Genomic DNA, 15,704 nt, shown 5'->3' with positions numbered 1-15,704 from the left:
AGGGACATCGACGCGGGAGGGGGAGACCATGACACGGCAGCCGCAACAGGCACCGCTGCAGCCGCAGCTGCAGGCACACGCACAGCCGCAGGCATCCGCGCTGTTGCGCCACGCCGCCGTCTTCCTGCCCGCCGCCGTGCCCCGCGAGGGGCGGGTCGCCTTCTGGGCACCCGACGGTGACGCCCTGCCCGACCGGGGTACGCCGGGGCAGCTCACCGTCGTCCGACCGCACGGCGACGGGGTCCGCAGCCGGACCGTGCCCGCCGTGAGCTTTTCCGTCGCCTCCGCCCTGCCCCTGCTCGCGCAGGCGCCCCGCAGCCCCGGCGCGCACGCCGCCACCCGCGCCTGGGGCACGGCCGCCGTGCAGGCGCTGACCCTGGCCGCCCGCGGGCGGCTGCTCCCCGGGCTCACCCCGGAGGGCGTCGACGCATGGCGCGCCGGGCCGCTCGACGCCGCCGACGTCGGCCATGTGCGCGCGGTCGCCGCCGCACTGCCGTACGAGGGGTATGCGACCCCCCTGGCCGGCCGCCGCCCGCTTCAGCTGCCCGAACCGGAGGCCCTGGTCCGCGCGTTCCTCGACGCCGTCGCCGACGGCCTGCCCCGTACGCCGGCCGGGGCCGTGGCCGCCGGGCGGCCGTTCGCCGCGCGGGAAGCGCAGCGGGTGCCCGGGATGCAGGAGTGGGCCGCGCAGGTCGCGGCCGGCTCCGACAGCGGGGTCGGGATATCGCTCCGCCTCGACCTCTCCTCCTTCCGCCTCTTCGACGAGGCGGAGGACGAAGACATCCGGCGGGCCGGGGCCGCCGTCGTCCAGGTGCACAGCCTGGCCGATCCGACCCTGGTCGCCGATGCCGGGCAGCTGTGGGCGGGTACGGCTGCGGCGGGGTTCGGCCCGCGCGCCAGGATCGACGCCGTGCTCGCGCTGCGCCGGGCCGCGCGGATCTGGCCGCCCCTGCTGCGCCTGCTGGACCAGCCCGTGCCCGACGCCCTCGCGCTGTCCGACCCGGAGCTCGAAGACCTGCTGGGGGTGGTCGCGAGCCGGCTGGCGGCCGCCGGGGTCCCGGTCCACTGGCCGCGCGAGCTCGCCCGTACGCTGTCCGCGACCGCCGTCGTACGGTCCACCGCGCCCGGTTCGGCTACCGACGGGACCGCCTTCTTCGACGCCGAGCACCTCTTCGCCTTCTCCTGGGAGCTGGCGCTGGGCGGCGACCGGCTGACTCCGGGGGAGATGGACGCGCTGGCGCAGGCCCACCGGCCCGTCGTGCGGCTGCGGGACCAATGGGTGCGGGTCGACCCGGAGTTGGTGCGCAAGGCGCGCAAACGGGAGCTGGGCGTGCTGGACCCGGTGGACGCGCTGGCCACCGCCCTGTCGGGGACGGCCGAGGTCGACGGCAGGCCCGTCGAGGTGGTGCCGGTGGGGGCACTGGCCGCCCTGCGGGAGCGGCTGACGGGGGAGCTGGCCCCGCTGCCGCAGCCGGCCGCACTCAAGGCCACCCTGCGCGACTACCAGGCCCGCGGGCTGGCCTGGCTGGACCTGATGACCTCCCTCGGCCTGGGCGGCTGCCTCGCCGACGACATGGGTTTGGGCAAGACCGTCACACTGATCGCGCTGCACCTGCACCGGGACCGGCCCGAGCCGACGCTCGTGGTGTGTCCCGCGTCCCTCCTGGGAAACTGGCAGCGGGAGATCGAGAAGTTCGCCCCCGGCACGCCCGTGCGCCGCTTCCACGGCGGCGGCCGCAGCATCGAGGACCTGACGTCCAGCGCGGGCGGCTTCGTCCTCACCACGTACGGGACGATGCGCGCCAGCGCCCCCCTCCTGGCCGAGCAGAGCTGGGGCATGGTCGTCGCCGACGAGGCGCAGCACGTCAAGAATCCGCATTCGGCGACCGCGAAGGCGCTGCGCACGGTTCCGGCGCCGGCCAGGGTGGCGCTGACCGGTACCCCGGTGGAGAACAACCTCTCCGAGCTGTGGGCGCTGCTCGACTGGACGACGCCGGGGCTGCTGGGTCCGCTCACCGCCTTCCGGGCCCGCCACGCGCGCCCGGTGGAGCACCAGCAGGAGGAGGACGGCGGCAACGACGCGGCGGTCGCCCGGCTGTCCGCGCTCGTACGGCCGTTCCTGCTGCGCCGCAAGAAGTCCGACCCCGGCATCGCGCCCGAACTGCCGCCGAAGACGGAGACCGACCACCCCGTCTCGCTCACCCGGGAGCAGGCCTCGCTCTACCAGGCCGCGGTGGACGAGGCGATGGCGGTGATCGAGGCGAGCGAGGGCATCGAAAGACGCGGCATGATCATGAAGCTGCTGGCCTCGCTGAAGCAGATCTGCAACCACCCGGCGCAGTACCTGAAGGAGGAGCGGCCCCGGATCGCGCACCGCTCGGGGAAGCTCGCCCTCCTGGACGAGCTGCTCGACACGATCCTGGCCGAGGGCGGCTCGGTGCTGGTCTTCACGCAGTACGTGACGATGGCCCGCCTGATCGAGGGCCACCTGTCGGCCAGGGGCATCTCCCACCAGCTGCTGCACGGTGGTACGCCCGTGCCGCGCCGCGAGGAGCTCGTCGACCGCTTCCAGGCGGGAGAGGTCCCGGTCTTCCTGCTGTCGCTGAAGGCGGCGGGCACCGGGCTGAACCTCACCCGGGCCGGCCACGTCGTCCACTTCGACCGCTGGTGGAACCCCGCCGTCGAGGAACAGGCCACCGACCGCGCCTACCGGATCGGCCAGACGCAGCCCGTGCAGGTCCACCGGATCATCGCCGAGGGCACCGTCGAGGACCGGATCGCCGAGATGCTGGAGGCGAAGCGGGCCCTGGCCGATGCCGTCCTCGGCTCCGGAGAGTCGGCTCTGACCGAGCTGACCGACCGTGAGCTGGCCGACCTCGTCTCGCTGCGGAGGCCTGCATGATCACCGCGCGGGACGACCGCCGCCGTACCTTCGAGACCGTGCCCGCCGGGGTCGCGGCGGTGAGCTGGTGGGGCCGGGCCTGGGTGTCGGCGCTGGAGGAGGTCTCCCACGACACGGCCCGCCTGGCCCGCGGCCGTACCTACGCCGAGCAGGGACACGTCGACGCGGTGACCGTCACCCCCGGCCGGATCGTGGCGTACGTCCGGGGCAGCCGGCCCCGCCCGTACCGCACCGAGCTGACCCTGCCCGCCTTCGCGGACGCGGAGTGGAGCGAACTCCTCGAAGCGGTCGCGGCCGACCCCGCGGCGCTCGCCGCCCTGCTGGAGCGGGAGGTTCCGCAGTCGCTCGCGCAGAACGTCCTGCCCGGCGCGGGCGAGCTCGTCCCGCACTGTTCCTGCCCGGACTTCGGGCGTCCGCCGTGCAAGCACGCGGCGGCCCTCTGCTACCGGGCGGCCCGCCTCCTCGACGAGGACCCCTTCGTCCTGCTGCTCCTGCGCGGCCGGGGGGAGCGGGAACTCCTCGACGATCTCACCCGCCGCAATGCCGCCCACGCCGCGCGCGAACAGCCCGACGCGGCGCCGGACTTCCCCGGGGTCCCGGCCCGGGCGGCGCTCGCCCGCGCCGTCCTGCCGCTGCTGCCGGCGCCGCTCCCCGCGCCCGCCGCCGCGGGTCTGCCGCCCGCCTACCCGGCCGGCCCGGCCGCCCCGGACCCGCTCGCCCTCGACCAGCTCGCCTCCGATGCGGCCGCCCGCGCCCTCGCCCTCCTCACCACCGGCGAGGACCCGATCGCCGGACTCACCCTCTGGCAGGACGCCGTGCGGCTGGCGTCCGCGCACCCCACGGCAGGCCTGACGGGCACGGCCCGCACCCTCTACCGGGACCTGGCCCGCGCCACCGGCCGCACCACCACCGACCTCGCCCGGGCCGCCGCGGCCTGGCGCCAGGGCGGCCGCCCCGCCCTGGCCGCTCTCGAAGAGCCCTGGGACCCCCCGGCCGGCCCCTTCGACCGGGCCCGCCCCGCGCTCCTCGCCGCCGCCCAGGGTTCCTTCCGCCCCGAGCGCAACCGCCTCACGTCCCACACCCGCCAGCTCCGGCTCGGCCGTGACGCCCTCTGGTACGCCTATGAATCCCGCCCGGACGACGAGGACTGGTGGCCCACGGGCCACCCCTCCCCCGATCCGGTCACGGCTCTGCTGGGCTGAGCCCGGCCGCCCAGCGGGTCAATGTGGTGAAGTCTCGGTCGCGCAGGCCGTGGCGCGGATGGATGCGCAGGAGGAGGGCCGGGGCCGGGTGGTGCGCGGCGACCCAGGCGCGGTCGCGGGGGGTGATCATGTCGTCGACCCAGGCGAAGGGACGGCCGTCCGCCCAGCGGTGGAGGTGGCGGGTCTTCCACGAAAGGCCCTCGGGGTCTTCGGCGAAGAGATCGGGCCATTCGACGACGGACAGGTCACCCGGCAGTCCGATGTGCGGGGCGATCAGCGTATTGGCCTGGTGCGTCCAGGCGGTGGCCCAGGCGAGTTCGAAGGGCAGGGCCAGCAGCCGGGCGCCGTGGGCCGGGTGGAGGCGGACCCGTGCGCCGCGCCGGGCGCTGCGCGACTCCGGATCGCGGTAGGAGAGCCAGACGTCCGGTCGCATCCGGTGGCTCCGGTACCCGCGCAGAGCGGCGAACGGGGACCGGAAGGGATTGAGGGGGCCGTCCACGTCGAGGAGGAGCAGCGGGCGTTCAGTCATGAAGTGGCAGTACCCCGTACACGATTGAGTGAAATGCCTACCGCCTCTATAACCCGAATGGGTTTACGGCGTTATTCCGGTGCGGGTGCAGCGCCCGCGAAATCCCCGGAAGGCAGGGAACTGATGCGTCACAGTCGTCGGAATGGCTTGATTGCGGCGGTGGTTGCGGGTGGTGGACTGGCGGTCGCGGGCGTGAGCGGCCTCGCCCACGCCGACGCGGACGCGGGTGGCCGGGCCGAGCGCTCGCCGGGGCTGCTGTCCGGCAATCTGGTGCAGCTGCCCGTGAACGTCCCGGTGAACGCGTGCGGGAACACCGTGAGCGTGATCGGTGTGCTCAACCCCGCCGCCGGCAACCGCTGTGTCAACGACGCGCCGGGGGGCGGCGGCGGACATGCCGGACAGAAGGCCTCGGATTCGTCGACGCCGGGAGCCCGAAGCGGCGGAGGGGCCGTGGCCGACGGACGCGTACAGGGCTCGCCCGGGGTGCTGTCCGGCAACGGGCTGCAGCTTCCGGTCGACCTTCCGCTGAACATCAGCGGCAATGCCGTGAACGTCGTCGGCGTCGGGAACTCCTCCCACGGCAACACGTCCGTCAACGGTGAGGTACCCAGTGGTCCCAAGCCGGTCAGGCCGCCCGTCGTCGAGCCGCCCGTTGTGGAGCCGCCCGTCGTAGAGCAGCCCGTGGCTCCGCAGGCGCCGTCGTCCCCGCCCCGGCACACCGAGGCCCTCGCCCCCACCGAGGCCCTCGCCGACACCGGGGCCGACGGCCTCGGCTACCTGCTGCCCGGCGGCGGAGCGCTGCTGCTCGGCGGGGCTCTCCTCTACCGCCGCTTCCGCCTCAACTAGGCCCGCCCGAAGGCGTCGTACGCCATCCGTCCAGGATGGCGTCGATGCGCGCGGCCAGCCGCGCGCGGGCCGCGAACCGGGGGACGCCCGCCATCAGCAGGGCGTCGTACTCGGTGTCGGTGTGCCGCACCGCCGCCCGTACCGCGACGGAGACCGCCTGTGCGTCGAGGGCCCGGCCGGCCGCGGTGCGGCCCACCCGGCCGCTGCCGCGCACCGAGGCGTGGGTGGCGATCGCCACGGCCCGGTCGGCCGGACACCCGGGGAACAGCCGTACTATCTCGGCGGCGAAGGCCGCCGTGAACCGGGTGTCCTCGACCGCGCGCCGCAGCCGGTCGCGCTCGCGTCGGCGGGCCCGCGCCTCGGAGTCCGCCAGACAGGCGCGCTCCGCACGGGCCAGGGCGGCGTCCTCGACGAGGAGCCCCAGGCGTTCGTAGCGACGACGGCGCCGGTGGAAGCGGACGACGACCGCGGAGAGAGAACTGGCCTCGCGGGCACGGCGGGTGAGCGCGGCGTCCCCGCGCGGGAGATAGACCAGATGTCCGAGATCCGCGCAGTCCAGACAGCGTGGCACACCGGACTCGCGCACAAGGTGCCGGAGCGGGCCCTGTCGGCACTCCGCGCAGTGGATCTGCTTCAGAGACTCGAACACCACCAGGCTCATACAGGTGTGATACCGCCTGAGCGGCCTCATATCACCTGGTCGGAAGGGGAGGTTGATGTTTCATCGACTCTTCCTGGATGTCCCACCAGCCTTCTACGGTGGGCGGGGGACCGGGAGCCGGTCCACCGAGGAGGGCACATGGGTGTACGGCAGGCGACGACGGCGCGACCCGGCGGCGGGGCGTGCTTCGTCATGGTTCCGTCCGGCCGGGAGATAGTCATCCCGCCGGGCGGCTGTACCGGCTGGCATTTCCACCGGGTCCGGCTGGAGGCCGTGGTCCTGGCGGGGACCCTCACCCGGGTCCTGCACGACCGCACCGTCGAAGTGCACACGGCGGGCACCTCCTTCGTGGAACCCGCGGGCATCCGGCACATCCACCTGGGCCACAACCTCGGTACCGAGCCGGTCGTGCTGCACGTGACCCCCGAACTCCCCGAGGGAACCCCCTTCTCCATACCGACCCCCGCCCCGCCGGGTGTCACCCCGGAGATCTGCGGGGAGCACCTCCACTGAACCCCGCCCGGACGGCCGGCCCTGCTCACACCAGTCGGCGTATCTCCCCGCGGACCCGGTAGAAGCCCCCCGAAGCGGCATGCAGCCCGTCGACCACGTACCGGGCACCCGCCTCCCGGATCCCACGCGGGAACTGCACGTTCCACGACGGTTCGTAGCCCCCCGACACCACCTGTACCCGCATCCGGCCGCCCTGCTGGACGCACTCCACCACCACACCGCCGGCCGGAGCCGCGGCCATCGAGACCGTCGCCACCGCCGAGGCCGACGCGGCCGGGGTGAACACCGGCAGCGCCGCCGCCGACTTCACGTCCACCGGTGCCGGGACCGAGCCCTGCTGGGCCGCCGCGATCGCCTGCTCGCTCGCATCCACGCAGACCAGCGAACCGTCGGTGGTGACCAGGTACAGCCGCTCGTCCAGATACTGCATGGACAGCGCCGATCCGCCGCCGGTCCCCAGCTTCCACAGCCGCCGCCCGTCGGCGTCGAAGCAGTAGACCGAGGAGGAGGAGTCTGCGGCGAAGACGTGCCGCCCGTCGGGCGAGGTGGCACACGAATACACCGCCGCGTCGCAGGCGTAGGAGACCTCTATGGCCCCGGTGGCCTTCGACAGCCGCTGCACGGTGTTGCGGACCGTGCCCGCATACACCGCGTGGTCCTCCTGCCAGCCGAACAGCACCCCGCCGGGTGTCCGCGTGTGCCACAACTGCCCGGTGCCGTCGGCGGCGTAGGCCGTCACACCGCCGCTGTGCCCGTGGTAAACGGCACGCTCGTCCGCCCGGACCATCCAGGCGCCCGTTCCGCCGGACTTGCGCGACCACTGGTGCTCGTCCTCGTGGTCGATGACCGTCAGGCCGCCACCGGCGTCGGAGACGTTCAGCACACCCTCGTGGATGTCGAGCCAGTAGATGTCCACATCCGCCGCGATCGCGTAGGCCCCGAAGGGAACCTTCGACGACAGGTCGTACACCGTGCCGTCGTCACAGCCCGCGTATATCCAGAACTCGTCCGCGACCAGGCACTTCACCCCGTCCGGCAGAGAATACCGGGCCAGCACCTCACCGCCGTGGCTCAGCGTGTGGACATCACCGGCCTGGTTGCCGACCCAGCAGCGGTCCTCGTCCACATGGATTCCGAAGGCCGAGGATCCGGTACGGAAACGCCACAGCACCGGAGCCACCGCGCGGGCCGTCGACGGCGCCGAGGTCACCTGACGGCGGGTCACCGAGCGGGCGGCGCGCTGCCCCTGCACGGCCGGGGCGTACCCCTTGCGGCCCTTCTCCCCGATCTTCTTCGCGGCGGCCGCCCGGGCCTTCTCTGCGGTGGGGAACGAGGAAGCCGTCAGCTGGCCGTCCGCGCCGATGCGCCCGTACCGCACGGAGACGGCCGTGCCGTCCACGGTCACCTCGTAGAACTTGTGCGCCCCGCCGTCATCCTGCGAAAGCTCCAGGTACGTCGTCTCCCGAGCCATGACAAACCCCTCCCCAAGGCAGGGCCGCCGACGCCCGTTCCGCCGGTGATCCCTCGTGAAAAACGTTAGGGCCCACCACTGACAATGGGCCGGTGCAGTGGGAAGCGATCACATGGCAGCGGATGGCCGAGCGGCTCGCCGGTCACCTCGACGACCCCGCCAACGCCCCCGGGCCGGGTGGTTGGCAACGCGTCGGCGTGGACGGAGCGCCCGCCGCCGGCACCGGCGTGCTCGCCGGGCAGCTCGCCGAAGCGCTGAGGCTGCGCGGGCGCTCGGTCCTGGTGGTGCCTACCGACGGCTTTCTGCGGCCGGCCTCGCTCCGCTTCGAGTTCGGCCGCCAGGACGTGGACGCGTACCTGGGCGGCTGGTACGACACGGCCGCGCTCTGGCGGGAGGTGTTCGGCCCGACGGAGCCCGGTGGCAGCGGGCGGGTGCTGCCGGACCTCTGGGACCCGGTGACCGACCGGGCGACCCGCAGCCCGTACGTCGAACTCCCGCCCGGCGGTGTGCTGCTCGTGCACGGGCCGTTGCTGCTGGGGCACTGGTTTCCCTTCGACCTGAGCGTCCACATCCGGCTGTCGGAGGGGGCGTTGTCCCGCCGGACGGAGGAGTCCGCGCGGTGGACCGTGCCGGCGTTCGCGCGCTACGAGGCCGATGTGGATCCGGTTGCGGCCGCCGATGTGGTGGTGCGGGCCGACGATCCACGGCATCCCGCCTGGACGGGTGTGCGGGGGAGGTGACGGGCGGCTGAAGCTGCGGGGAGCTGGTCGCGGCCCTGCCGTTGCCGCGGGTGCCGGCCGGCCCCGCGCCTCAAGCGCCGGCGAGGCTGAAGGATGGGGCTCGGCCCCGGGGCCCGCGCCTCAATCGCCGGCGGGGCTGGGTTGGGTCGGGGGCTGGATCGGCCCGCGCGGCTCAAGGATCGGGGCTCGGCCCCGGACCCCGCGCCTCAAACGCCGGCGGGGCTGGGTGTGGCGCCGACGGGGCTGGACGTGCAGCCGGCGGGGCTGGATCGGCCCGCGCGGGCTCGGCGGGTTAGGGGCGGCCGCCCGGGCGGGTCAGGGCCTGGGCTGCGGCTCGGCAGCCTGTGCGGGTGGCTTCCGTCGGGGTCGCGCCGTCCAGGCGGGCCGCGAGGAAGGCGCCGGTGAAGGCGTCGCCGGCGCCCGTGGAGTCCACCGCTTCGACCGGCTCCGCGTCGACCTCGGCGGTGATCCGCCCCCGTTCGGCGACCAGCGCACCGCCCGCCCCCAGGGTCACCACCACCAGCGGAAAACGCCGGCTCAGCTCCGCAGCCGCCCGGGCCACCGCCGCCGGCTCCGGCAGTCCTGCCAGCAGCCGGGCCTCGTCCTCGTTGGGCAGCAGGACGCAGGCCCCCGCCACGGCGTCGAGAAAGCGCTGCGGGCCCAGCGTCACCAGGAACCCGGCCGAGGCGGGGTCCACGCTCACCGGCACGCCCCGTGTCCGGGCCGCCCGCAGCGCGACCAGAGCCAGCTCCCGGCTGCAGTCCGCGAAGAACAGATAGCCCGACAGGTGGAGATGGGCCGCCCCGTCCAGCAGGGACGGAGCCCAGTCGGCGGGGCACAGCCGCAGCGACGCTCCGCTGTCCGTCAGGAAGGTACGTTCGGCGTCCTTGCCGACCAGCGCGACCACCGTCCCCGTCGGCTCCTCCCGGTCGATCACCAGTCGCGGCCGCACCCCCGCGTCCACCAGCGCCCGTTCGTGCCACCGCGCCGATTCGGAGCCCACCCGCGCCAGGAGGCGTACCTCCGCGGTGCCCGTGCGGGCCGCCCAGCACGCCGCATTGGCCCCGGCGCCGCCCGGCAGGGTCCGGATGCGGGCGGCGGTGTCCGTGGCCGGAGCGAGGGGCTCCGGGTGTATCGCCACCACGTCCGTCACCACGTCCCCGACGACGAGCAGCGCCCCCGCCGCGGTCATGCGCGCGCCGCCCAGGCCCCCGCGATGCGGGCTCCGAGACGCACGTTGCCGCGTACCGCCGCCAGGTTCGCCTCCAGCGAGGCCCCGCCCGTCGCCTGTACCAGGAACCCCAGCAGGAACGGCGTCACCGCCTGCCCCGTGATACCCCGCTCGCGGCATGCGTCGAGCGCCTCGGCCAGCACCCTGTCGTGCAGGTCCGGATCCAGCTGCTGCCCCGGCGCGACCGGATTGGCCACCAGCAGCGCCGAGTCCGGGCCGCCCAGCGCGTCCTGAGCGGCCATCACCGCCGCCACCTCCTCGGGGCGGTGCACGGTCCAGTCCACCGGCTCACCGGAATCGGCCAGGTAGAACCCGGGGAATCGCCCGGTTCCGTATCCGAGCACCCCCACCCCCAGCGTCTCCAGCCGCTGCAGCGTGGCCGGCACGTCCAGGATCGACTTCACCCCCGCGCACACCACGGTGATCCGCGTCCGCGCCAGCAGCGAGAGGTCCGCCGACTCGTCCTGCGTCTGCGCCCACTCCCGGTGTACGCCGCCCAGCCCGCCCGTGGCGAAGACGCGCAGGCCCGCCCGGGCGGCCAGGAAGGCCGTCGCGGACACCGTCGTCGCCCCGGTGGCCCCCGTCGCCAGCGCGGGCGCCAGATCCCGGTGGCCGAGCTTGCGCACGCCGTCGCCGCCCGCGATCCGCTCCAGCTGCGCCTTGTCCAGGCCCGCGTACGCCACCCCGTCCACGACCGCGATCGTCGCCGGAACCGCACCCTCGGCGCGGACCAGATCCTCCAGCTCCAGGCCCACCTCCAGATTGCGGGGGCGGGGCAGGCCGTGCGTGATGATCGTCGACTCCAGGGCCACCACGGGCCTGCCCCGGGCGAGTGCCGTGCGTACCTCGTCCGACAGGACCGGGACCTCAGATGGTGTGTGCTGTGACATGTCCCCATCCATGGCACGGGATGGACGGCCCCAAACTCACTCCCGCCGCACCCGCCCCAACCTGTCCGAGTAGCGTCCCTTCATGGACGCGCGGAGTTTCAGACGAGCCGGCCGAGCGCTACGACCTCGTGTACGCCGACTGGGACGCGAGCATCGCCCGTCAGGGCCGGGCCCTGGACGCTCTGCTCACCGTCGCACTGGGTCCGGGACCCCACGCGGTGCTCGACAGCGCCTGCGGCATCGGCACCCAGGCGCTGGGCCTCGCCCTGCTCGGCCACCGGGTCACCGGGAGCGACCTCAGTCCCGTCTGCGCAACCCGCGCCGCGCGCGAGGCCGCCGGCCGGGGGCTCGCCCTGCCCGCCGTCGCCGCCGACATGAGGGCCCTGGCGTTCGCGGACGCCTCCTTCGACGCCGTGGTCTGCGCCGACAACGCCCTTCCGCACCTGCTGACCGCCCGGGACGTGGGCGCCGCGCTGGCCGAAACCCTGCGGGTCCTGCGCCCCGGCGGTCTGCTGCTGCTCTCCACCCGTGCGTACGGGGAGCTGCGCCGGGTGCGGCCGCAGAGCGAGGCCCCGCACGTCCGGACGGGGCCCGAGGGCCGGACCGTCACCTTCCAGCTGTGGCACTGGCACCCCGACGGGGAGCGGTACGACCTGGAGCTCTTTCAGCTCCTGCCGAGCGGCGACACCTGGACCACGCGGACGTCGACCGCGACGTACTGGGCGCTGCCGGAGGAGGAGACGGCGCAGTACGCCCGGCAGGCCGGCTTCGCCGACCCGCTGTGGCACGCGCCGGCCGACACCGGATTCCACCAGCCGCTGCTCGCCGCCCGGCGCCCGGCGCCCGGCCCGGTCAGGGCGCCGGGCGGGTGGACAGGGTGACTCGTCCGCCGGGCCGTTCCTGGACGCTGTGGTCACCGCGGCGCGCGGGCGGGCCGCACTAGGCTGGCGCGCCATGAGCACCAGCGATCACTCCGTCGTCCCCGCCGCCGTCCCCGCCGCCCCCGCCGCCTCCACCCCCGCCTCCACCCCCGCCTCCTTCTCCGTCTCCGTCGCGGACGTCGAACTGGAGGCCGAGCACCTCGACCCCGAGCAGGTCGTCTCCGGCGATCCCGTCGTGACGGGCAAGGTGCTCTGGGAGTCGGCGGACGGCAGGCAGGTGCGCGGGATCTGGCAGATCACCCCCGGCGTGGTCACCGACACCGAGGCCGACGAGCTGTTCGTGGTGGTCAGCGGCCGCGCCACCGTCGAGGTCGAGGGCGGCGCGAGCCTGGAGCTGGGGCCCGGCTCGGCGTGCGTGCTCCGGGAAGGCGACAGGACGACCTGGACCGTGCACGAGACGCTGCGCAAGGCCTACCACATCAGTTACTGACGCCCTTCGCGGCAGGCGCGGTGACAGGGGCGGCGGCCACGGCGGGCGCGGGATGGCGGCGCGCCGTGAACAGAGCCAGCGCCGCCATCGGCAGCAGCAGCGCGGCGCCGACGGCGTTCAGCCAGCCGTAGCCCGCCTGAGCCATGATCAGGCCGGCGGCCGCGCCGCCCACACCCGCGGCCGTGTTCATCGTGAGGTCGCTCAGGCCCTGTACGGCGGCCCTCGCGGGTTGCGGCACCGAGTCGGTCAGCAGCGCCGAGCCGGAGACCATCCCGGCGGACCAGCCGAGGCCGAGCAGGAAGAGGCCGAGCGCGCTCTGCCCGTGGCTGGGCCCGGCCGTCCCCGCGAGCAGCGCGGCGACCGACAGGAGTCCGGCGGCCAGGCCGATCACGGACAGCCGTCCGAGCCGGTCGGCGAGCCACCCCATCACGGGCGAGAAGGCGAACATGCCCGCGATGTGACCGCTGATCACCAGCCCGATGAGCTCCAGGCCGGCCCCGTGGTGATCCAGGTCCATCGGGGTCATGACCATGATCGAGACCATGGTGGTGTGGGACACGGCGACGGTGACCAGGGCCAGCCGAGCCCGCGGCGAGGACTTGACGGCGGCGAATCCGGCGCGCAGCGAGCGGCCCTCGCGCGTCTGCTCCTCGGGCGCGGCGAGCGAGCGGGCCGTCAGCAGTGGGTCCGGGCGCAGGAGTACGCCGATCAGCGTGCCGGTGAGCAGGAAGACGACGGCGGCCCACACGAAGGGGCCCGCCGTCTCGGGTATCGCGGTCCCGGCGAAGCTGCGGCTGGCCGGGGCGGACAGGTTGGGGCCGAGCACCGCGCCGATGGTGGACGCCCACACGACGACGGAGATCGCCCTGGCCCGGCGGTCCGGGGCCGCGAGGTCCGCGGCGGCGAACCTGGCCTGCAGGTTGGCGGAGGAGGCGGCGCCGAACGCGGCCATGCCGAGCAGCAGCAGCGGGAAGTTCCCGATCGTGGCCGCGAGCACGACGAGGCCCGCTCCGGCGGCGCCGATCGCGTACGCCAGGACCAGCCCGGGGCGGCGGCCGCGCGCGGTCATCAGGGCGGCGAGCGGCAGCGAGACCACGGCGGTGCCGATCACCGAGGCGGTGGAGGCGAGGCCGGACATCGCCTCGGTGCCACTGACCTCGGTGGCGAGCACGGGGGCCAGCGCGATGCTGATGGGCACGCCGAGGCCGCCGAGGACCTGGCCGGCGATGAGGACCCAGGAGGTGCGCCGCTGCAGCCGGGCCACATCCGGAAGGCCGAGCGGCGGAGCCGGCCGGTCGGTGCCGGGCGAGGCGGTCACGCCGTACCCCGCTTGCGCGAGGGGGTGACGCGGGGCGCGTTGGACGCGGTGGGGCCGGGTGCGGCAGCAGTAGTCACCGCCGCAGTGTGCCACCCCTTACTGCCCGGCGGAAGGTGACTTAGCGCCCGGTGGAGGGTGACGGTGTCCCCGGTCCGGGCCGCAGGTCAGGGTGCCGTTCAGAACTGCGGCACCGGCCCCTTCAGACCATGGCACCGGACGTTCAGAACAGCGGCTGCGGAAGCACGCCCTCCAGCGCGAGCAGCAGCCGTTTCGTCTCCACGCCGCCGCCGAATCCCCCGATGCCCCCGTCGTTCTCCACGACCCGGTGGCAGGCCACCACCAACGGCAGCGGGTTCGAGCCCATGGCGTTGCCCACGGCCTGGGCGGCGCCGGGCTGTCCGGCCCGGGCGGCCAGCTCCCCATAGCCGACGACCGAGCCGTAGGGCACGGAACGGTCGAGCTCCTGGAGCACCTGGCGGTTGAAACCGGAGCTGAGGCGCCAGTCCAGCGGCAGCTCGAAGCGCCGCAGCGAACCGGCGAAGTAGGCGGCGAGCTGCCGTATCGGCTCGGCGAGCAGCATCTCCTCGCCCGGCGCGGGACGGCGGGCGTCGGCGCCGAGCCGGGAGACGAGCGGGCCGATCATCCGGTCGACCCGGTCCGGCTCGGCATGGAACTCGACCCGGACCAGACCGTCCGGGGTCGCGGCCAGGAGCAGGGGGCCGATGTCGCTGGCGACGACCGTCCATTCGAGGTGCGGCCCGCGGGGCCGCTCGGTGCTGTCCACGCCTCCACCGTACGGCTCCCCCCTGACAACGCCGCAGCCGATCACGCGGATCACGCCGATCACGCCGACGGCACGGACGCTGCCGACCGCACCGAACGCACCGACCGCACCGACCGCACCGACCGCACCGACGACCGACGGCGCGCCCGCAGCCGGCTCAGAACCCGCCGACCGCCTCCCGGACCACGTCCGGGGCGTTGGTGATGATCCCGTCCACCCCCATGGCCTGCACCTTCCGGGCGGTCGCCGCGTCGTCCACGATCCAGGTGTCCACCTCCATGGCCCTGCCGTGGGCGCCGCGCAGGCCGTGCACCGCCGCGACCCAGTCGGCCGAGATCGTGGTGTGCCACGGGTTGATCCGGTCGGTGAACTCCGCGTACCGCGGCAGTTCCGCCACGGGCGGGGTACCCAGGAAGGCCGTCACCAGGTCAGGGCGCAGCTTGTGCACGATGCGCACGCAGTCGGCGCTGAAGCTCTGCACCACCAGGCGCTGCGATACGCGGCGCTCGTCGAGCCAGCCCGCCTCGCCCAGCACCCTCAGGGTCTGCTCCTCGATCCCGGGGTAGAGCTCCGGCTTCTTGATCTCCAACAGCAGCCGCTGATGGTTGCGCCTTACCCGGTCGAGGTACTCCCGCAGGGTCGGCACGGAGGCGCCCGCGTACTCCTCGGCGAACCAGCGGCCCGCGTCCAGCCGGGCGATCTCGGCCGCCGTGAAGTCCTGCACCTTCCAGGGCTTGCGGTCGGGGAAGAGCTGCTCGACGTCGGTGGTCCGGGCCAGGGTGTCGTCGTGGATCACCACCAGCTCGCCGTCCTTGGTGCGCTGCACGTCGTTCTCGACCCAGTCGAAGCCCAGCTGCATCGCCAGGTCCACGGCCTCGAGGGTGTTCTCCGGGGCGTACGCCGAAGCCCCCCGGTGGGCGTACACGACGGGGCCCCCCAGCGCCGCCGATCCGTTGGCGGATCCCGGGCCGGTGGCGGCGTACGAGGCCGTTCCGCCCAGCAGGGTGAGTGTGAGGCCCAGGAATGCGGCGGCGGCCGCGGCGGCGGGTCGGACGTACATGTGCGTTCTCCTCGGGTCGTGAGCCCTGTGCCTGCGTCAGACGGATCCGGAGCGGCAGACGTTGTGGCGATGCACTTCACGGCGATCATGGGGTTGAAGATCACCGAGCCGCCACCGAACTACGACAAACGGACCAGAACGAATGACAGCGGTCCGGGCCGGGCGGAAACCCCCTGAGCGCTCCGG

15 protein-coding genes are annotated in these 15,704 nt (G+C 74.2%); 7 read left to right on the top strand and 8 right to left on the bottom strand.

Annotated features, from left to right (window positions below; all coding sequences use genetic code 11):
- The first annotated feature begins 28 nt into the window (after window positions 1-28).
- A complete protein-coding gene (locus ACWGIF_RS12475; RefSeq protein WP_453495078.1) occupies window positions 29-2,902 on the top strand; it encodes an SNF2-related protein in 2,874 nt (957 codons plus the stop codon).
- Window positions 2,899-4,104, top strand: a complete 1,206-nt coding sequence (locus tag ACWGIF_RS12470) for an SWIM zinc finger family protein (protein ID WP_453495075.1) — start codon at window positions 2,899-2,901, stop codon at window positions 4,102-4,104. Before ACWGIF_RS12475 ends, ACWGIF_RS12470 begins: the two co-directional genes overlap by 4 nt.
- On the opposite strand, the gene ACWGIF_RS12465 is transcribed toward ACWGIF_RS12470, so the two are convergent.
- On the bottom strand, window positions 4,085-4,633 hold the full coding sequence (locus ACWGIF_RS12465) for a hypothetical protein (RefSeq protein ID WP_453495073.1): 549 nt from the start codon (window positions 4,631-4,633) through the stop codon (window positions 4,085-4,087). The genes ACWGIF_RS12470 and ACWGIF_RS12465 overlap by 20 nt on opposite strands.
- A 159-nt stretch (window positions 4,634-4,792) precedes the next feature.
- Here ACWGIF_RS12465 and ACWGIF_RS12460 point away from each other — a divergent pair, with 159 nt between their 5' ends.
- The gene (locus ACWGIF_RS12460) at window positions 4,793-5,479 is read left to right on the top strand and encodes a chaplin (protein ID WP_453495070.1); all 687 of its coding nucleotides are present in this window, start codon (window positions 4,793-4,795) and stop codon (window positions 5,477-5,479) included.
- Here the strand turns inward: ACWGIF_RS12460 and ACWGIF_RS12455 are convergent.
- Window positions 5,472-6,140 (bottom strand): DUF2293 domain-containing protein, encoded by a 669-nt coding sequence (locus ACWGIF_RS12455; protein ID WP_453495067.1) that lies wholly within the window; start codon window positions 6,138-6,140, stop codon window positions 5,472-5,474. The genes ACWGIF_RS12460 and ACWGIF_RS12455 overlap by 8 nt on opposite strands.
- Before the next feature lie 138 nt (window positions 6,141-6,278).
- Here ACWGIF_RS12455 and ACWGIF_RS12450 point away from each other — a divergent pair, with 138 nt between their 5' ends.
- Complete coding sequence (locus ACWGIF_RS12450) at window positions 6,279-6,653, top strand: cupin domain-containing protein (protein ID WP_453495065.1); 375 nt, start codon at window positions 6,279-6,281, stop codon at window positions 6,651-6,653.
- A gap of 25 nt (window positions 6,654-6,678) precedes the next feature.
- Here the strand turns inward: ACWGIF_RS12450 and ACWGIF_RS12445 are convergent, their stop codons facing one another.
- Entirely contained in the window at window positions 6,679-8,124 is a 1,446-nt protein-coding gene (locus ACWGIF_RS12445; protein WP_453495062.1) for a WGR domain-containing protein, read from the bottom strand.
- 92 nt (window positions 8,125-8,216) lie between these two features.
- On the opposite strand from ACWGIF_RS12445, the gene ACWGIF_RS12440 reads away from it, so the two are divergent.
- Complete coding sequence (locus ACWGIF_RS12440; protein WP_453495059.1) at window positions 8,217-8,864, top strand: uridine kinase; 648 nt, start codon at window positions 8,217-8,219, stop codon at window positions 8,862-8,864.
- Window positions 8,865-9,156: 292 nt separating this feature from the next.
- On the opposite strand, the gene ACWGIF_RS12435 is transcribed toward ACWGIF_RS12440, so the two are convergent.
- Window positions 9,157-10,056 carry a carbohydrate kinase family protein gene (locus ACWGIF_RS12435; RefSeq protein WP_453495056.1) on the bottom strand — a complete coding sequence of 300 codons (900 nt, stop codon included), beginning with the start codon at window positions 10,054-10,056 and terminating at the stop codon, window positions 9,157-9,159.
- A complete protein-coding gene (locus tag ACWGIF_RS12430; protein WP_453495053.1) occupies window positions 10,053-10,985 on the bottom strand; it encodes a pseudouridine-5'-phosphate glycosidase in 933 nt (310 codons plus the stop codon). Before ACWGIF_RS12430 ends, ACWGIF_RS12435 begins: the two co-directional genes overlap by 4 nt.
- A 20-nt stretch (window positions 10,986-11,005) precedes the next feature.
- Between ACWGIF_RS12430 and ACWGIF_RS12425 the strand changes: the two genes are divergently transcribed.
- Together ACWGIF_RS12425 and ACWGIF_RS12420 are read left to right on the top strand one after the other, a co-directional pair.
- A complete protein-coding gene (locus tag ACWGIF_RS12425) occupies window positions 11,006-11,866 on the top strand; it encodes a class I SAM-dependent methyltransferase (RefSeq protein ID WP_453495050.1) in 861 nt (286 codons plus the stop codon).
- A gap of 73 nt (window positions 11,867-11,939) precedes the next feature.
- Complete coding sequence (locus ACWGIF_RS12420; RefSeq protein ID WP_453495047.1) at window positions 11,940-12,356, top strand: cupin domain-containing protein; 417 nt, start codon at window positions 11,940-11,942, stop codon at window positions 12,354-12,356.
- Here the strand turns inward: ACWGIF_RS12420 and ACWGIF_RS12415 are convergent.
- From ACWGIF_RS12415 to ACWGIF_RS12405, 3 genes are all read right to left on the bottom strand, one after another.
- A complete protein-coding gene (locus ACWGIF_RS12415; protein WP_453495233.1) occupies window positions 12,346-13,620 on the bottom strand; it encodes an MFS transporter in 1,275 nt (424 codons plus the stop codon). The genes ACWGIF_RS12420 and ACWGIF_RS12415 overlap by 11 nt on opposite strands.
- Before the next feature lie 274 nt (window positions 13,621-13,894).
- Window positions 13,895-14,458, bottom strand: a complete 564-nt coding sequence (locus ACWGIF_RS12410) for a methylated-DNA--[protein]-cysteine S-methyltransferase (RefSeq protein WP_453495044.1) — start codon at window positions 14,456-14,458, stop codon at window positions 13,895-13,897.
- A 157-nt stretch (window positions 14,459-14,615) separates the two neighbouring features.
- Entirely contained in the window at window positions 14,616-15,518 is a 903-nt protein-coding gene (locus ACWGIF_RS12405; protein WP_453495041.1) for a glycerophosphodiester phosphodiesterase, read from the bottom strand.
- Between the last annotated feature and the right edge of the window lie 186 nt (window positions 15,519-15,704).

Source organism: Streptomyces sp. NPDC054849 (assembly GCF_053610945.1).
The sequence above is the reverse complement of the archived record's forward strand: the minus strand, read 5'-3'. Positions and strand labels throughout refer to the sequence as shown.